At 34.1% G+C, this 19,619-nt stretch carries 15 protein-coding genes; 1 reads left to right on the forward strand and 14 read right to left on the reverse strand.

The window, feature by feature from the left end; genetic code table 11:
* The coding region (locus ACZM4J_RS02065) for a hypothetical protein (RefSeq protein ID WP_489485523.1) at window positions 1-757 on the reverse strand (757 nt) is incomplete at its 3' end.
* Window positions 758-885: 128 nt separating this feature from the next.
* Here ACZM4J_RS02065 and ACZM4J_RS02070 point away from each other — a divergent pair.
* Window positions 886-1,872 carry a sigma-70 family RNA polymerase sigma factor gene (locus ACZM4J_RS02070; RefSeq protein WP_022164837.1) on the forward strand — a complete coding sequence of 329 codons (987 nt, stop codon included), beginning with the start codon at window positions 886-888 and terminating at the stop codon, window positions 1,870-1,872.
* Between the two features lie 162 nt (window positions 1,873-2,034).
* Here ACZM4J_RS02070 and ACZM4J_RS02075 read toward each other — a convergent pair whose 3' ends face one another.
* From ACZM4J_RS02075 to dnaX, 13 genes are all read right to left on the reverse strand, one after another.
* Window positions 2,035-2,649 carry a YesL family protein gene (locus ACZM4J_RS02075; RefSeq protein WP_022164838.1) on the reverse strand — a complete coding sequence of 205 codons (615 nt, stop codon included), beginning with the start codon at window positions 2,647-2,649 and terminating at the stop codon, window positions 2,035-2,037.
* A 12-nt stretch (window positions 2,650-2,661) separates the two neighbouring features.
* Window positions 2,662-3,690: a LacI family DNA-binding transcriptional regulator gene (locus ACZM4J_RS02080; RefSeq protein ID WP_489485525.1), complete on the reverse strand. Its 1,029-nt coding sequence runs from the start codon at window positions 3,688-3,690 to the stop codon at window positions 2,662-2,664.
* 143 nt (window positions 3,691-3,833) lie between these two features.
* Complete coding sequence (malQ, locus tag ACZM4J_RS02085; protein ID WP_022164840.1) at window positions 3,834-5,324, reverse strand: 4-alpha-glucanotransferase; 1,491 nt, start codon at window positions 5,322-5,324, stop codon at window positions 3,834-3,836.
* Window positions 5,325-5,344: 20 nt separating this feature from the next.
* Window positions 5,345-6,268, reverse strand: a complete 924-nt coding sequence (locus ACZM4J_RS02090; protein ID WP_243002597.1) for a carbohydrate ABC transporter permease — start codon at window positions 6,266-6,268, stop codon at window positions 5,345-5,347.
* Window positions 6,268-7,194 carry a carbohydrate ABC transporter permease gene (locus tag ACZM4J_RS02095; protein WP_022164842.1) on the reverse strand — a complete coding sequence of 309 codons (927 nt, stop codon included), beginning with the start codon at window positions 7,192-7,194 and terminating at the stop codon, window positions 6,268-6,270. The genes ACZM4J_RS02090 and ACZM4J_RS02095 overlap by 1 nt, the downstream gene beginning before the upstream one ends.
* Window positions 7,195-7,362: 168 nt before the next feature.
* Complete coding sequence (locus ACZM4J_RS02100) at window positions 7,363-8,655, reverse strand: ABC transporter substrate-binding protein (RefSeq protein ID WP_022164843.1); 1,293 nt, start codon at window positions 8,653-8,655, stop codon at window positions 7,363-7,365.
* A gap of 541 nt (window positions 8,656-9,196) precedes the next feature.
* Window positions 9,197-10,936: an ammonium transporter gene (locus ACZM4J_RS02105; protein WP_022164844.1), complete on the reverse strand. Its 1,740-nt coding sequence runs from the start codon at window positions 10,934-10,936 to the stop codon at window positions 9,197-9,199.
* Between the two features lie 395 nt (window positions 10,937-11,331).
* Window positions 11,332-12,270, reverse strand: a complete 939-nt coding sequence (locus ACZM4J_RS02110) for a transketolase family protein (RefSeq protein ID WP_022164845.1) — start codon at window positions 12,268-12,270, stop codon at window positions 11,332-11,334.
* Complete coding sequence (locus tag ACZM4J_RS02115) at window positions 12,258-13,097, reverse strand: transketolase (RefSeq protein ID WP_022164846.1); 840 nt, start codon at window positions 13,095-13,097, stop codon at window positions 12,258-12,260. Before ACZM4J_RS02115 ends, ACZM4J_RS02110 begins: the two co-directional genes overlap by 13 nt.
* 47 nt (window positions 13,098-13,144) lie before the next feature.
* Window positions 13,145-16,528, reverse strand: a complete 3,384-nt coding sequence (locus ACZM4J_RS02120) for a tetratricopeptide repeat protein (RefSeq protein ID WP_489485526.1) — start codon at window positions 16,526-16,528, stop codon at window positions 13,145-13,147.
* A gap of 25 nt (window positions 16,529-16,553) precedes the next feature.
* The gene (gene recR / locus ACZM4J_RS02125) at window positions 16,554-17,150 is read right to left on the reverse strand and encodes a recombination mediator RecR (protein WP_022164848.1); all 597 of its coding nucleotides are present in this window, start codon (window positions 17,148-17,150) and stop codon (window positions 16,554-16,556) included.
* Window positions 17,150-17,488, reverse strand: a complete 339-nt coding sequence (locus ACZM4J_RS02130) for a YbaB/EbfC family nucleoid-associated protein (protein WP_117999774.1) — start codon at window positions 17,486-17,488, stop codon at window positions 17,150-17,152. Before ACZM4J_RS02130 ends, recR begins: the two co-directional genes overlap by 1 nt.
* Window positions 17,489-19,054, reverse strand: a complete 1,566-nt coding sequence (gene dnaX / locus ACZM4J_RS02135) for a DNA polymerase III subunit gamma/tau (RefSeq protein ID WP_022164850.1) — start codon at window positions 19,052-19,054, stop codon at window positions 17,489-17,491. It lies immediately after the preceding gene.
* Between the last annotated feature and the right edge of the window lie 565 nt (window positions 19,055-19,619).

Here is a 19,619-nt window from a genome sequence, read left to right on the forward strand (position 1 = left end):
TTCTAACAGCTTTGTAGAACTGGTCTACAAAACTATCACAATTTTTGTTAATTATCTTAGTGTAATTATCATTAGCTACAGGTTGAATCTTTGACAAATCAAGTTTTGTATCGTCTTTATTTACATTCAAAGTTTTTACCATAGCGTAAATTGCATTTGTAGCTACAGCTTTGTAGTTTCCTTTTAAAGTTTTATTAAAAAGATATACTTCCTGGCCACTTGAATTTTTTGAAACTTTTGCATTGCTGTTTGTAATTGTAATGCCATTTAACTGTAATTCATTACCTGCCGGTAAAGTAACCTGAAAATTGTTGGTTAAAATATCATCTATGTTTACATAAAAGTCAGGTACAATATTTAAACCTTTTCTTTTGGATGTTATTTTTACTACAAAATCTTTTGTTTTTCCTGTTTCGTCGTTTTTGCATTTAATTGTTACTGACTTCTGCCCATCTTTTGTTTCAGGCTTATTTATATCATAAGAATCAATGGTATATTGTTTTCTCAAATTTTCCATTTTCTTAGTGTATAATGTTTTTTCCACATACGCATCTTCTTTGTCTATGTAACTGTACATTTTGTTATAATCCATGGCAACGAAAGCTCTAAAATAATTAGATGCCACATCTGTTGGATCTGATTCATGGTTAATATATGCTGCCGCTGCCCCTATCCCAAAACATATACTTATAAACAATAAAATACATATAAGGGAAAAGATTCTGCTTTTTCTTATTTTATTAATTAATTCTTTCATATTTACTCCTTTTTTGCCTTCAAGGCATACACCTTAAATGTTACCCATTATCCTTGATTTTTGCAAGGCTTTTATGTATCATTTACATAAGTATAATGTAATATTTTAAAGACGAGGTTATAAAAAACATGGATAAAAAAACAATGTTTAATGAAGCTTTAGCAAAATTAGTTTCTTATGCTACAGCTCACGATAATTTAATTACTATGGAGGATGTTAAATCTTTCTTTAATGGTCTTATTGACGATGACAGTCAGTACAAACTTATATACGACTATCTATCAATTAATAAAATAGAAATTAAAGGCTTTACTCCTAGTGACGACAATATTTTTGACGACAGTCATGGAATGAATGCCATCTCAGAAAACATAGCAAAAGATGAAAATGGGCAGTCACAGGAAGAGACTGATTTTATAAAAATGTATATGGATGATATGGACGCTCTTCAAACTGTATCAGATGTAGAACAGGCTGCGCTTGTAAATAAACTAATAGCCGGAGATGCATCTGCATCTACTCCACTTGTAGAGTCTAAACTAAAGAAGGTTGCAGATATTGCAAAAAAATATTGTGGAAAGGGAGTTACTTTTGGTGACTTAATTCAGGAAGGTAACTTAGAACTTATGGTTGCCGTTTCTGAATACACTAAGGAATGTGGTGATTTTAATAATTATATTGATAAACGCATTGAACAGGGTATCCGCAACGTAATTAACAGTCAGATTAATTCTGATCGAATCGGACAGCATCTTGCTGACAAGTTAAATCAGCTTGACAACACAACAAGCAAGCTTAGCAAAGAGCTTGGTCGTGTGCCTGAAATTTCTGAACTTGCTGATGCAATGGGAATTACAGAAGATGAGGCTTCTTTATTGCTTAAAACATCACTTGATACTTTATCAGTTAATCAGGATACCCAGATTACAGATGCCAAAACAGCTGAAGAAATTGCAAAAGAAGGTACTGTTTCCGTTGAAGACTTAATTAATAATAATTCTGTTTCTGCAGATGGATTTATGGGACAAAGCTATGCTTCTACAGATGACTCAATGGATATTACTAAACCGGCAAGTGGTAGTGATCCTTTAACCTGGAGAAAACATACAAGATAATTCAGTACAGTAATTTATAGTATTTTGTAATTTATTATTTTAAAAGAGTTATATTTTTTCATAAACGTATTTGGTTATCAAATAGCAAAAAGGTTGTTAACTTTGAAGATATGTATCTGAAATTCAGGACATATACCTTCAACTGTAACAACCTTTTATTCTTTACATATATTTCTTAAATATTCTGTTAAATATAAAAGAATTCAAATATGCAAGTACCGAAAATCCAACAAATGACATTACATATATAACAGAGGATGCTGCGCTTCCTAGTGTTACTAGTAGAATAATAGGGAGTAATGTAATGGTCACAATTAACAAAGTCCATGGAAAATGACCTATTCCCATTAAGAAGGCATTTTTCAATGTATTTTTCACTGTGTTTTCAAAAGTGCTTTGTAATGCCATGGCATAAAGAAATACGAAAAGTATTGCTAAAGCTGCTGCTAACATAAACCCTCTTAATACTGTAGGTAGCAGACCTTTTGGCATATAATTAATTATATATAAATCGGCTGTTGGGATTAATGAAAGCACCAATAAAATAATCCACATTATTGTTGATTGTTTGAAATTTTCCTTGAACAGTTTAAAGTATGACCTAAATATGTAGCCTTCACTGTTACTTGCCATTTTTTTTGTTACTCCATAAAGAGCTGTTGTTGACGCTCCTATAGTAACAATAGGTAACGAACATATAATAAATAGCAGGTTTACTATTATTAAATCTGCTATTTTTGATAAAAACTCATATAGTTTGCTGTCAATTCCAAACACAAATATTTCTCCTTACAATTCTTTTACTGATTCTTTCTCCAATAATTCAGCTTCAAAAATCAGTTGTTTCTTTTCATCGTTTCCATTTATGGCATCCATTAAAAGTTTTATTGACGACTTAACCATTTGTTCACAAGGCTGTTTCATTGTTGACAATGATGGTTGAAAATATCTTGACATATCAAGGCCGTCAAATCCTAAAACCGAATAATCCCCGGGAATTGTTTTACCTTCTTCCATAATTGCCTTGTACGCCCCAAAAGCTGTTAAATCTGAAATTGCATATAGCGCTGTGAAGTCTACATTAGATTTAAGCAATTCTTTAGTTACTTCATAACCATTTGCTACTGAATATTCCGGTATATCATCCTTCATATATCTTATTAACTCATCTTTTATTTCAATGCCGTTGTCTTCCAAAGCTCTCTTATAGCCTCTTAAACGAAGACCACCAACTGCCTGATCAGTGCGTCTGCCTGAAATCATTGCGATTTTCTTATGGCCTTTTTTACATAAATAATCAACTGCTCTATAGCTTTCCTTTTCGTCATCAATTGATACAGATAAACAATTTCTTTTTGGTGCCATCATATTAACTGCAACTGTACACAAAACATAAGGTACACCGATTTCTTCCAGTATGTTGTCTAGAGAATCCATCTGGCCCCCAAGAAAAATAAGGCCTTTTAATCTTTTTTCTTTAGCAAGCTGTATAGCTACACTTACATCATCCTGGTCTTCTCCAAGCGCATGAATTAAAAATGTATATTCTAACTTCTTCAATTCTTCTTCAAATATCTTAAGCATTCCTTGAAAGAACTGATTGTCAATTCCTTTTATTAACAATGCTATTGTATTTGATTCTGTCATTTTTAGATTTCTCGCACTGTTATTTGGAACATAATTATATTCTTTAATTACTTTTAGTATTCTATTTCTTGTATTTTGATTAATTCCCGGGTCATCATTAATTGCTCGGGAAACAGTGCTAATTCCAACCCCACATATTCTTGCTATGTCTTTGATAGTAAGATTTGCCATGTCTTTCCCCTTTCATTTAGCATAAATTAATAAGTTTCATTTCTTCCACAATTTAGCATTTTACCACATAGCTGTACTTTATGCAAAAAGCTGCGAAAGTTGTCCCTTCGCAGCTCTTTTAAGAAATTATTATCTGTATTCTGTTATTCTCTGCCATAAAGAACAGTCAACTTTTTAATTTTGTTGTTTAATCTTTTTGTTAATTGTGTAGATTTCAAACGCCAGCTCCAATTGTCTCCTAAGGTAGATGGTGTATTCATCCTCGACTTATTGTCTAAATGTAAATAGTCCTGCATAGGAATTATGCAAGTATTTGCAGTTGAAGCCTGAGCCATTCTTATAATCTCATCCACTAACTGTGTTTTTGTTTCAACTTTTCTTCCTATGTATTCTTCTATCATTTGTACTTCTTCAGGTTCAATATCATCAAGCCAACCCTTTAATGTTTCATTATCGTGGGTGCCTGTATAAACTACACAATTCTTATCATAATTATATGGCAAATAATCTCTTGGTCCTGATGAGTCCCTACTATCAAAAGCGAATTCTAATACCTTCATATTCGGGAAACCTGAGTCTTTAACTAACTGTCTTACTGTGTCAGTTATATAACCTAAATCCTCAGCAATAATATTAATATCTCCCAAACAATATTTAATTCCATTGAACAAATCTATACCCGGGCCTTTTTCCCAATGCCCACCTGTAGCATCTTTGTCCTTTGCCGGTATTGAATAGTATTCATCAAAACCTCTAAAGTGATCAATTCTTACAACATCATATAATTTCACACTTCTCTCTATTCTCTTTATCCACCAGTCATAATTAGTGTATTTGTGATAATCCCATTTGTATAATGGATTTCCCCAAAGCTGTCCTGTTGCTGAAAATCCATCCGGTGGACATCCTGCAACTGCAATTGGATTTCTCTCATCATCTATTTGGAATAATTCAGGATGTGCCCACACATCAGCACTATCATATGCAACGTATATTGGAATATCACCAATAATTTTTATTCCATTATCGTTTGCATATTTTTTCAGTTTGTACCATTGTCTGTAAAACTCATATTGAATAAACTCATAAAAAGTAATTTCATCAGCTAATTCACTTTCGTAATATTCCATGGAATATTCCCATCTGAGTTTTATGTCCTCTGCCCAATGGTCAAAACTCTGCCCATTAAACCTTTCCTTAATAGCCATGAACATTGCATAATCTTTTAACCAATAAGCGTTTTCAGCTTTAAATCTTTTAAACTCTTCACGTTCGCTTATATCACTTTTTTCATAAGCAGTTTTTAAAAGTTCAAATCTGCCATTATACAATTTCTCATAATCTACTTTATCTGTTTTGCTACCGAAATCCACTTTATCACATTCTTTTTCTGTTAGAAGTCCCTGCTCTATTAAGTCTTCTAAACTAATAAAATAAGGATTTCCCGCGTATGTTGAAAAAGACTGATAAGGTGAATCTCCGTAGCTTGTAGGTCCTATAGGCAATATCTGCCAGTATTTCTGGTCAGCTTCTTTTAGAAAATCCACAAATTCATATGCTTCTTTTGAAAAGCTTCCTATACCATACTTTCCAGGCAAACTTGAAATTGGTAATAAAATTCCACTAGCCCTCATAGTTCCTCCTTAAATAATCTTTAACCCTTTACTGCTCCTGCAGCTACACCTTTTATAATATGCTTCTGACATGTGAGATAGAATAATATAACAGGTATAATACTTAATATAATAAGTGCCATTATCGCACCTAAATCTACTGAACCGTAACTTCCCTGTAAGTATTGAATATGAATTGGAATAGTTCTGTATCGATCTAAGTCAAGAACTAAATATGGAAGAAGATAATCATTCCATATCCACATAATCTCAAGAATACCTACTGAAATTAATGTTGGTTTTAACATTGGTACAATAACGATGAAAAATGTTCTGATAGGTCCGCAACCATCAATTGCTGCTGCCTCCTCGATTTCAAGTGGCAAACCTTTGATGAATCCCGTAAACATAAACACCGCCATACCGGCTCCAAATCCCAAATATATAACCGGGATTGTCCAAGGTGTGTTAAGTCCCAATGAATCTGCTGTATTTGACAATGTGAACATTACCATCTGGAATGGCACTACCATTGAGAATACAAACAGATAGTAAACAATCTTACAAACTATACTATCAACTCTGGCAATATACCATGCTGCCATTGATGTACAAACTAATATTAAAGCCGTTGATAAAACTGTAATTACAAAACTGTATAATACTGATTTAAAAAACGGATAATTTCCAAATGTAAAACCTTTGATGTAATTAGCCCAACCTACTAAAGCTTTTCCTATAGGCCATGCAAATGTATCTGTTTTAACAAAGGTATTTGCTTTAAAAGAGTTCATTAAAACAACAAATATCGGACTGACATAAATTAATGTTACAATTGATAATATTATTGTTAAAAGCTTTCCATGTTTCAATGGAATTTCATTGTTCTCTTTTAATTTTTTCTTCTTTGTGGCAGCAACTAATTTTGTATCTTTTAAATTTCTATTTGTTTCTTTATTGTTCATTATTGCTGCACCTCCTTTGATCTAGTTGCCTTAAGCTGAATAATTGATATTCCTGCAACTAAAATAAAGAATATAACGGCTTTCGCCTGTGCCACTCCCTTACCTGTAAGTGACTGTCCATAAAATGTGTTGTAAATATTAAGCGCCAACATTTCTGTTGTCTTTACAACTGAACCATCCTTTAACTGTTCAAATGGCTGACCATTTGTTAATGCTAAGTTTTGGTCGAAAAGTTTAAATCCATTAGTTATTGTTAAGAACAAACAAATTGTAATAGATGGCATAATATTTGGAATTGTTACTCTTGTTAATGTCTGCCATTTGCTTGCTCCATCGATTTTTGCTGCTTCAATTAATTCTCCGGGAACTGCCTGTAACCCTGCAATATAGATAATCATCATATATCCAACCTGCTGCCAGCACATTAATATGATTAAGCCCCAAAAACCATATCTCGTTTCCATTAATATTGAAGTGTTCATTTTTCCTAATACACCATTGAAAATCATACTCCAAATATATCCAAGAACAATACCACCAATTAAGTTTGGCATGAAAAATGCTGTTCTAAATAAGTTTGCACCTTTTATACCTAACGTTAATAAATATGCTATTGCAAATGCCAGTATATTTATCAAAAATAGTGATACTATTGCATACAATGCTGTATACCAAAATGCATGTATAAATGACGCATCGCTAAATGCATCCATGTAATTTCTAAAACCTACAAAAGAAGCATCTCCGATTGTAACAAACTCACAAAAAGATAAATAAATTCCTCTTAAAAATGGATAAATAAATCCAATACAAAAAGCTCCAAAAGTAGGTGCTAAGAATAGAAGAAAGCATCTTTGAATAGGTCTGCGAAGAAGTTTAGAATTTACAGATGTTCCACTGTTATGTTTTTTCTTTTTTCCTTTCACAGCAATCTCCTCCTTATTTCTAATAAGAAGGGGCGGGCTATGCCCGCCCCCTAAATATCAAGTTTCTATATTTATTTTCTATAGAAATTAATAACTATTATTTAGTTAATAATTATTGTCCAATCAATAATTATAATTCATTGTTACATAATTTATTTATTGGCTAATTTATTTGTTAGCTGCCTTATATTGTGTAGCCCAGCCTTCTACAAATGCTGTTTTAACATCATCCCATGAACCGCCTGCATCATATTTGTTCATTGCTGCTACAAGGCTTGCTCTCCATTCATCTACATTTGGTGTGTAGTTAAATGTCCAGTCAACATTGTAATTTCCTGCATCAAATAAGTCGTTTGCATTCTTTAAGAATACATTTCCACTGTCTGCTGCTTTCTTATATGGAATAGCGCCAAACTGTTCAGCCATAACTTTTGTACCTTCATCTGAAGTTACTAACCATTTCATAAAATCAAGTGTTGCCTTCTGATCAGCTTTTGAAGCTTTTGCATTAACTGCCCAGCAGTTTTCTGTTCCTGAGCAAAGGCCTGCTTTTTCTTCACCATCAACTCCACAGTAAATTGGAATCATCTGCATATCATCATCTGAAATTGATTTTTTTAAAGCATCATATTCCCATGTACCATTCTGGTAGAATACTGCTTCACCATTCTTGAATTCTGCTTCTGCATCATAACCACCTGTTGCTAAAGTGTTCTTATCGTATTTGCTGTTGTTAATGTATAAATCCCATGTTTTTTTGAAGTTATCTAAATATGTTCCTTTAATTGTTGCAGGAGCTTCTTTCCATCCATCATCTCTTCCTTCATAGAATAATGGCATATTTGCTAAGTGTCCTGTAAATCTCCATGATGATGCATCATCCATTCCTGATGATGTAAATGCATCAAATCCAAGTTTGTCAGCTCTCTTATGAATATCTTCAGCAACTGACTTTAATGTATCAAAGTTCTTAATGTCTGAAACTTCATATCCTGCCTTCTTAAGTAATTTCTTATTTACAATTAATCCATAACTTTCATAGCAATAACCGATTGATGCAACTTTGCCTTTGTCATCTTTCAAGTTAAATGAATCTGTACTTAATTCCTTGTAAATATCTGTACCCTTAAGATCTAAGCAATAATCATCCCAAGTCTTAACTGCTGCCTGGTTACCAACTACAAATAATGTAGGTGCTGCTGATTTTCCCATTTCAGAAGTTAATGTTGAGTTATAGTTTCCTGAAGCTGCTGTAACAACCTTTACCTTAACTCCTTTTTCCTTCTGATATGTCTTGGCTATACTCTGTAAAGCCTCATCAGCTTCCGGTTTAAAGTTTAACCAATAAACTGATCCTTTTTCTGAGCTTGATTTATCGCTCTTAGAACTGCTTCCACATCCTGCTAATAATCCTGCTACCATTGTTGCACACAATGCTACACTTAATAATTTCTTACGCATATCTTTGTCTCCTTTTCTAAAAAAATAACTTAGGTTATCCGATATTTCCATTTCAAGTGTGGTACTCACTTTCTTTGGAAACGTTTCCTATGAACTGATAGTAACACTTTTCGGAAACGTTTTCAATAATATTTTCACAAATAGAACACATTTCGACCTTTTATACAATAAAAGCTTATCTTTTTGTGCATTTTGCACATATACTGTAACGTTTTTATGCGTTTTTTATCTATTTACTATAGTTTTATTTTTTTTATGCAATGAATCTTCTGAAAGAATTTTCTATTTTTGAAAGCCTGTTACTTATGACATTCTTTCACACCCAATGGGTACCCGTCCGTAACTATTTTCTTTTCGCACTAGTGTGCATCCCTAGTGGAACGTTTTTTGGACAATGAGAAATTCTTTCCAAATTTCTCATTGCCCCAAAAAAATGAGCCGGTACTTAAGTACCGGCCCTTTAATGAGATTAAGTAAAATATATATTTAAGAACAGAGTTCTAAAATATCTTTTTAATAAATAATTGTTAATTACTGTTAATTATTTTTCATCATATTTCAATGCATCATATCCTGTATCACCTGTACGAACTCTCATTACATCTTCGACACTAGTAACGAAAATCTTACCATCGCCATAGTGTTCTGTATTAAGAGCTTTTCTTGCTGCTGCAACTACAAGTCCCGGATCAACCGTTGATACAACTATATCAACCTGAACTTTCTTATAAAGGTTCATTGTTGTTGACACACCTCTATATCTACCTGTCTTACCTTTTTCAGCTCCACAACCCATTACCTGAGATACTGTCATACCCATTACTCCAATGGCATTCATTGTGTCTCTAAGAACTCCAAATCGTTCTTCAGGACATATAATAGAAATCTTAGTATATCTGCCTTCTGACTTATCACCTAATGTAAGTGGTGTAGGTTTAACATCTGATAAATCAACTGCCCCTTCACTTTCACCTGCATATGATGGTGCTGCTGGAAGGAAGTCTGCGTATGCTGATGCAAGACCATGTTCTGAAATATCCATACCAATAATTTCTTCTTCTGCTGTTGTTCTAAGTCCAATTGTATGTTTAATTAACTGGAATACGATTGTCATCATAATCGCTGCATATACATCAATTGCCACAATACCTAAAATCTGAATTCCTAATAATTTTGCTCCACCACCGTAGAATAAACCTGCGTATGCTGAACCATCTGCAAATGCCTGTACTGTATCACCTTTTCCTGTTGCAAATAAACCAACTGCGATTGTTCCCCAAACACCATTTGCCAAGTGAACACCAACTGCACCAACAGGATCATCAATGTGGAATTTCTTGTCTAAAACTTCTACAACTACATCTACTAAAATACCTGCTACAGCACCAATGATTAATGCGCCAATTGTATCTACTGAAGCACAACCTGCTGTAATTGCTACTAAACCTGCCAGTGAAGCATTTAAGCACATGCCTACATCAGGCTTACCATCTTTAATCCATGTAAAAATCATACATACTACTGTTGCTGTTGCAGGAGCAATTGTTGTATTCATAAAGATTGAAGCTAAACTGTCAACATTTGTTGCTGCTGCACCGTTGAATCCGTACCAGCCAAACCAAAGAATGAAACATCCTAAAGCACCAAGTGTAATTGAATGACCGGCAATAGCATTTGATCTGATTTTTCCATTTGATCTCTTTGTATATTTACCAATACGAGGACCTACAATAATTGCACCAACTAAAGCTGCCATACCACCAACTGAGTGAATTACTGCTGAACCGGCGAAATCTACGAAATTTAACTGCTGTAACCAACCATGTCCACCAAGGTTCCAAACCCAACCTGCTTCAATAGGATATACTATTAAACTGATTGCTCCTGAATAAATACAGTAGGCACTGAACTTTGTTCTTTCAGCCATAGCTCCTGAAACAATTGTTGCTGCTGTTGCACAGAACACTAACTGGAATACAAACTGTGACCAGTTGAAGTTACTGTAGTTTGTGAAAATATCAAGATTTGGAATACCAATAACACCCATTACATAATCCTCTGACATCATAAGTCCAAATCCTAATACAATGTACATAATAGTACCAATACAAAAGTCCATAAGGTTCTTCATAATAATGTTACCAGCGTTCTTTGCTCTGGTAAATCCTGTTTCAACCATTGCAAATCCTGCCTGCATAAAGAATACTAAACCAGCACCAATTAAGAACCAGATTGCAAAACTACTGTCTGTAGCTGCCTGAATAATTTCTTTTGCGTCCATAATTTTTTCCTCCATTCTTTCAGTCATATTTTTTCTCTTAAACATTTGAATTGACTTTTTTCAAATGTTCATCACAAGATTTCTCTTGTGGGGAAACATTTTAAAGGGGTATGTTTTCCTTCTTACGAAATTCTTTTATTCTCCTAAAAACAAAAGAAAAAGGGAGCTAGACCTTTACGTCTGCTCCCTTGCATTTCGTTTAACAATGGCTATTATAACATCTGTTTTTTGTTTTGCAACAGTAAACCTGTCTTAACTAAAATTATTAAGACATTGTTTTAAGTATTTAACCATTTGTTTTATTTTATTAGTTTAGTTCTTTCTAACTTTAAGTTTGGGAATTATATTTCCTATTTCTTCATAAGAATCTTTTTATAACTATGCTCTATTTGAAATTATGCTAAAGTTTCCTTTACCTGCTGGTAAATTCCTTCTCCATCTAGCTTAAATTCTTTAAGTAATTCTACTGCAGGACCTGAATGTCCGAAAACATCCTGTACACCTAATTTTGTTACTTTTGTAGGTAATTTACTGCTTAATGCATCACATACAGCGCTTCCAAGTCCACCAATTACAGAATGTTCTTCAACTGTAACTACTTTTCCTGTTTTCTTAGCTGATTCAACAATAATATCTTCATCTAAAGGTTTGATTGTATGAATGTTGATTACTTCTGCATTGATTCCATCTGCTGCAAGTTTTTCTGCTGCCTCTAATGCATAGCCAACCATAAGACCTGTGGCAACAATAGTTACATCGCTACCTTCTCTCATTTTTACACCTTTTCCAATTTCAAACTTGTAGTCTTCCTTGTTAATAACAGGTGCTGCTAATCTTCCAAGTCTTAAATATACAGGGCCATCCATTTCATAAGCCGCTTTTACAGCCGCCTTTGTTTCAATATCATCACATGGACAAATTACTGTCATGCCTGGAATTGTTCTCATAAGTGCAATATCTTCGTTGCACTGATGTGTAGCTCCATCTTCTCCTACAGAAATACCTGCATGTGTAGCTCCAATTTTCACATTTAAGTGTGTATAACCAATTGAGTTTCTTACCTGCTCATATGCTCTTCCTGCTGCAAACATTGCAAATGTACTTGCAAATGGTACTTTTCCGCAAGTTGATAAACCTGCTGCAATACCCATCATATTTGCTTCTGCAATACCACAGTCAATGTGTCTTTCAGGATAAGCTTTTTTGAAAATACTTGTTTTTGTAGCTTCCGCTAAGTCAGCATCAAGAACTACAATATCATCATGCTCTTTGGCAAGTTCTACTAAAGCATTACCATAGCTTTCTCTTGTTGCGATTTTCTTTACTTCTGACATAATGCTTCACCTACTTTCTTTAAATCTTCCATTGCCACTTTGTACTGCTCATCATTAGGAGCTGCACCATGCCAATTTACTTTATTTTCCATAAAAGATACACCTTTTCCTTTTACAGTATTCATAACGATTGCTGTTGGCATACCCTTTGTTTCTTTTGCTTCATTTAAAGCCCTTCTGATTTGGTCAAAGTCATGTCCGTTAATTGTAACTACATGGAAATTGAATGCCTTAAATTTTTCATCAATCGGATAAGGTGAGCATACATCCTCAACTGTTCCATCAATCTGCAAATTATTGTTATCCACAATAAATACCATGTTATCTAATTTTCTGTGACCTGCAAACATTGCTGCTTCCCAAACCTGTCCTTCTTCGATTTCTCCATCACCTAGCATTGCATAAACACGATAGTCACTGTTATCCATCTTTCCGGCAAGTGCCATACCTACTGCTGCTGAAATTCCCTGTCCAAGAGAACCTGCTGACATATCAACTCCAGGTGTGTGCTTCATATCAGGATGTCCCTGCAAATATGAGTCAATCTTTCTTAAAGTTGTTAAATCTTCCTTTGGAATAAATCCTTTTTCTGCTAATACACCATATAATCCCGGTGCTGCATGTCCTTTTGATAAAACAAATCTGTCTCTATCCAGTTTGTTTGGATTTTTTGGATCAAGACCATTCATTTCTTCAAAATAAAGAAATGTAAGCATGTCTGCTGCTGATAATGATCCACCTGGATGTCCTGACTTTGCACTGTGTAATGCTGTCACAACATTCTTTCTCACTTCATTTGCAATTTTTGCAAGCTGTAAATTTTCCATTGTTACTTCCTTTCTTAAATATGAAAATTTTATATGTCTGAATTATACTAAATTTCAAAATCTGATTCCTGTAATAAATTAAGTCCGTCATTTTTTGACTTTGAACCAAATATACCTTTGAACTTTCTTCCCAACTTCTTGGTATGCGCAATGGCATTGTCGATTATTTCTTCAACATTGTCCTGTGAAATTCCCTTATTTGCTCCAAAATAATCATCTATTGCCTTATAAAATGCCAAGTTGGCAAGTTCGTCCATTTCGTATCCTTTGTTCAATGCATAACGCTTTCCATATTCTACCCATTCCTCAATGTTGTATTCCTTGATTCTAACAATGTGATTAAATGTAGTTTCAAGTTTTGGATTCTCCTTAAGTAACTCTTCCATGCCATCTTCATTTCCTTCAAGAATAATAAGCATGTCATCTGTAAACATTCCACATCCATCTAACAGGCTAATAACAGTCATTTTTCCAAGTTGGTCTGCATTTTCGATAATTAAGTCACTGCCTACTAACTTGCCTAATACATATTTAAAGCCTTTTCTATTAAGCACTCGTGCATCAACTTTTGCAAGTTTTCTGTTTCTTCTACCACGTTTTCTGTTTACAAGTTTAATTAATTCAATGGCTAATGTTGTCTTTCCTGTTTTTTCATTCCCCATTATAATTACATTTCCATGTTCTGACTTACCATTTGGAGAATAATTAACAATCAATTCCTGTAAAACTTCTCTTATGTTAATTTCAAATCCTTCAACATTCAAGTAGTTTTTAAATTCTGTAAGTTCAGCTTCTGATAAAACATTCTCGCGAACAATATTATTATCCATTGTCTGGTCTTCTTTCTTTTCTGTCTTTTTATTTTCTGTTGCTTCTTCCGGTTCTGCCTCTGCTGTAGTAACTACTTTTTCTTCCGTTTTTGCTTCAGTAGCTGTAGCTGGTTCTTCCACATTTGCTTCTGTTTCTGCAGCTTCATCCGCCTCTTTTTCTACTTCAACGGTCTCTTCTATCTTTGCTTCTATATTATCAGCTTTTTCTTCTGTTCTCGTTTCAGTGTTAATGCTTTTGTTATCTGCTTTTTCTTCTGCCTCAGCAGTAGTTGCTTTCTCTTCCGATTCAACAGACTCTGCTTTTGCTTCTGCCCCAACTGATGTTTTCTTTTCAACCACCTGTGTTTTAGGAGTATCTATAATCCTATCTTCGCCTACCGGTGTGTCAAACTTTTGTTTGCCTTGAGCCTGCTTTTGCTCTTTAGACTCAACTTCAAATTCACCTTCCGGAACAATACCAGCACCTGCTAATATTTCAACTTTAGATGTTGGGTTTTCTTTAACTCTTACATCTGAGTCTTCCTGATTATTTGATACAACTTCCTCTGCTTCTTTTATTGCTTTTTGCAATTCATCGCGGGTTGGTAGTTTATCAGTCTTATATCCCATATCAGAGTTAGCAGCAATATTTTTGTACATCTTCTTCTGTCCTAAGTCATTGCTTTCATCTCTTGTTGGTGTTTTGTAGCCTAAATCAAGTGCCGGAACTTCACCTGTTTCCTCATGTAGTCCTTCTTCAATTTGTTCCTCTACCTGTGGTTTTACAACTCTGCTTACATTTGGTTGTTCTTCTTCACTTGAAGGAATCTGAATTTTTCCAAATATACGTGTGCTCCCCAAATCGTCAGGAACGATATTCTCAGTTGACTGAGCGTTTTTGTTTTCTTCTAAATCTTCTTCTAAAACAATATCGCTTTCATCAATTTCTATGTTATCATGAACACTTTCTTCTACCTTAATTGCATCATCAATTTCAGTGCCATCAACTTTTTCTTCTGTTTCATTTAATTCTTCTTTAGAAACCAGTTCATCATCAGACTCTTCAATAACACTTTCATCAATTGGAAGTATGCTGTCTTCTTGCTTTGCTTTAGAATTGCTGTCACTAACTTCTGCTGCCTCATTAATAATGTCAACTGCTTCTTTTACAGTTTCAGGTTTAAGAATTCCTCTTTCCTGAAGCTGTCTTAAAATATCACTTACATCATTAATGCCTGTTAATTTTTCAGTTCTTGATTCTTCCGGTTCAACCTGTTCTGAAACTTTCTCATCTGCCTGTGACCTAGGCTGTTCTTCATCGTTTAGCAACTGACCAACTGTAATGTCACCGTCATGTAAATCCGGTTCAAATTCGCCATTTTCAATTGTTCCCTTAACTGTTTCAGTATTGTCACTGTTTGTAACTTCAACCTGATCATCATTAGTTTTTGTTTCCTGCTGAGCTTCGTCAACAATTTCAGGTACCTTGTCATTCTGTGATGTTACTGAATCGACTGTTTCAGGTTCATCAGAAAGAATAATTTCTTCCATATCATCATCTTCACTTGAATTCAAATTAATAAATTCTTCTATATTCTTCTCTTCATTTTCAGCCTGCTTTGGTTCAACTTCTTCTGGAACACTCTCCTCTTCTTTTTCCGGTTTGATTACAGAAGCTGTGTCTTTCTGTATCATATCAGGATTAATTTCAAAAGGTCTAAAAGTTCTTTTCTGTTTCTTATGTGATTTTTCTTCTGCTTTAGAAATAATTTTCTTTTCTTCAACATTTCCGTCTTCATCTAAGAACTGGATTTCATCCACAGTCTCTGAAGTTTTTTCAGGTTCAGGCTTCACTTCTTCTTTTGTCTGACCATTTTCATTACTTACTATTTCAGCAATAGTTGGTTCTTCAGTCATTTTTGGAGCATCAACAATTTTAGCCTTCACTCCATCTTCTGAAATATCAGTAATTTCTATAATTTCATCCCCACTGTTTTCCGCCAGTGTTTTAGCCTTTTTTTCTTTTTCTTTTTTTATCTTTGCAGCCTTTGGATTATTGATTTTTTCTTTTAAGTCAGAGGCTTTCTTTACATATTTTCCTTCGGAGAACCATAAATTAATCTCATCGCATATATCAAGGCATTTGTCCTTTTTGCCGGCTTTGTAATAAAGTTTTGCCAACTCGTAAGCCCATTTTTCTTCCATGTCAAGATTTACATATTCTTCCAAAATATTAATTAACTCTTCAATAGGTTTTCCCTGAGCCTTTGCCATTCTATATCTTAGAATATATCTTGCAGTATCTCTTGGTGCCATTTCAATAAAGTCTTCATAATAGCTTCTTGCTGCAGCAAAGTCTTTTGTTTTAACAGAAATTAAACATAGCTTGTATGCAATAAGTCTACCTGCATTTGTATTTTCATAAGCAATTGTTAAAGCTTCTTTTGCCTCTTCAAAATTATGTGTCACCTCATAGGCATCTGCAACTAAACTTAAAATATTATTGTCTTTTATTCTCTTTAAATCTAAAGAATCTGCAATGTCAACTGCTCTGTCAAAATCCCTGCGTTTCATTGCATCCCTTAGCTCATCCATTTTTTGTATCTGTTCATTTCTATCCATTTGAATACCTCTTTGTTTTGACTTGTTAAACTGTTACACGTCCTTCTAATGCCCTTAGCAATGTAACATTGTCAATGCACTCTAAATCTCCTCCAACGGGAACGCCACTGGCTATTCTTGTAACTTTAATTCCCAAAGGTTTAACCACCTTGCTAATATACATTGCCGTAGCCTCACCCTCTACGCTGGAATTTGTAGCTATAATTACTTCATCAACATCATCTTTTAGTCGTTGAAATAATTCTTTTAATTTAATATCATTTTGCCCAATGCCGGCCATTGGATTAATTGCTCCATGTAAAACATGGTATACACCTTTGTATTCTCCTATTTTTTCATAGGCTGCCATATCCTTTGTTGTTTCAACCACCATAATTGTCTTGTGGTCTCTTTGATTACTGCTACAGATTGGACATACTTCCTGATCTGTAAGGGTACAACAGATTTTACAATATTTTACATTATTCTTTGCCTCTACAATTGCAGACGCCAAATCATGTACCTGTTCGCTAGGCATGTCTAATATGTGGAATGCAAGCCTTCCTGCTGTTTTGGGACCAACTCCCGGCAATGCTGAAAGCTCTTCTATTAACTTTGTAATGTAACCACTGTAGTAATCCATTAGAATAGACCACCCATTCCACCGGTAATTTTAGACATTTTCTGTGCTGATACTTCTTCGATTTTTCTAATAGCTTCATTAACTGCTGCCATTGTTAAATCTTCAAGCATTTCAATATCATCTGGATCAACTACTTCCGGATCAAATTTAATACTTGTAATTTCTTTCTTACCTGATATTGTAACTTCAACGGCACCGCCACCTGATGTTGCAGTGTAGCTTGACTCTTCAAGCTGAGCCTGTGCTTCTTCCATCTGCTTTTGCATCTTCTGTGCCTGCTTCATTATATTATTCATGTTTCCAGGCATGCCTCCCGGAAATCCTCCTCTTCTTGCCATTTAGAAATCCTCCTCTTCAACTTCCATTTTTATTTTTGAGACTACTTCCATAAAATAATCACCAAAACTCTGATTATTTTCTAATATAGTCATTTCAATTCTTACCTGTTTTTGTATTTCTTCACTAATCACATTAGTAAGCATCTCTATTACCTCAGGTTTATTACAACCTTCATAACCAATTGAACCTGCGTTAAATACAATTAGCAAGGTGTCTTCACCTTTGACGCTAAATCTTGCATCATTTAAATAAATCTTATATGGATTAGAAATGTGTCTCTTGATTCTTCCCCAATTATCCACAACTGCCTGTATGTCAGCCGGAACCGGTTTATCAAATACCTTCTTTTCCTTTGGCTTCTCCTGTGCCTGAACAGTAGGTTCAGATGCCACTTGCTTTGAAACAAAATCACCATTTTCTATTTTCTTCTCCATTAAAGCAATTCTGTTATTTAATGAACTTATGTCTCTCTCCATGGCAGGTTTAGTTAATTTAATAAATGCAATTTCTATTAACACACGTTTCTGTGATGAATATTTGATTTGTCCTGCCAATTCAGAAAAAATTCTAATATATCTCATAATTACATCTGTATCCACCATATCCGCTTCTTCTTTAAGAGACTGTATTCTCTCCTGGGAAGCATCTATAATTTCACTTGCTTCATCAGATGTTTTAATAAGCATCAAATTTCGTAAATACCAAATAAAATCATTAACAAACTGTCCTAGTTCACGTCCCTGCATAATTATTTCATCTAATAAATTAATACATGAAACAACATCACCGTTAATGATTTGTCTTGTAAGTCTGCTGAAAATCTCGTTATCAACAGCTCCTAAAACCTCTAGAACATTCTCGTATGTTAACTTCTGTCCTAAATAAAAGGCTATGCACTGGTCCAAAAGACTAAGTGCATCACGCATGGAACCATCTGCAGCTTTTGCCACATATCGAAGTGCCTTTTCTTCAACTTCAATATTTTCTTTTTCCATAAGTTCCACAAGTCTGTTTACAATAGTATCAATGGAAATTCTTTTAAAATCATATCTTTGACATCTTGATAAAATTGTAATTGGGATCTTATGTGGTTCCGTTGTTGCCAATATAAACAATACATATGATGGTGGTTCTTCCAATGTTTTAAGCAAAGCATTAAAAGCTCCAATTGACAGCATGTGAACTTCGTCAATAATATATACAGTATATTTTCCACTTGACGGAGTATACTGTATTTCATCTCTGATTTGTCTTATGTTATCTACACCATTATTTGAGGCAGCATCAATTTCTATTACATTCATGGAACTGCCTGAATTAATCCCCTTACATACATCACATTCATTGCAAGGACTACCATCAACAGGATGTTCGCAGTTTACGGCTTTTGCAAAAATCTTTGCCACACTGGTTTTACCTGTTCCTCTTGTTCCACAAAATAAGTAAGCATGTCCTATTCTGTTTGCATTTATCTGATTTTTTAAAGTTTGCACAATATGATCCTGACCCTTTACTTCATCAAAAGATGTTGGTCTGAATTTTCTATACAATGCTGTGTAAGACATGTTTTCTCCTTTACTGTAATATTTTTGGGCATAGTACACCCATTTGCACCTTTGGATACTATTATAAACTAAAAAAGTTTTCCATACAAGATGTTGGAAAACTTTTCTTTCTATAAAATATTTCAATTATAAATTAATACATTACATCAAGCCATGCAATATATCCCAGCTGTGTGTGGGCAAATCCAAATTTGTTATTCACCTTGCCGTCCACTACCATTTTTAACATAACTTTTTTTGCGTCATTGTTTGACTTACATGCAGCAATACAATTTTTAAGTCCGGACTTTAACTGTCCACCTAAGACATAACCTAATCCATACTTACAGAAAAATTATTCTGTAATATTTTTAAACTATTTTATATAAATGTATATTTTATATAAATCACATTGTCTCAAATTATCACTTTATTAAAGTCAAAAATTCTAAATTCAATTTCAGATAAAAAGAAGCTGAAACTTCTGATGTGACCCCAAAAAGTTAGACTTTTATTGCGTAACAGGTTTTAATATCTGTTACGCATTTTTTATGCAACCAAGAGGCTGAGTCTGTATTGGACTGGA

The organism is Eubacterium sp., from assembly GCF_057858645.1.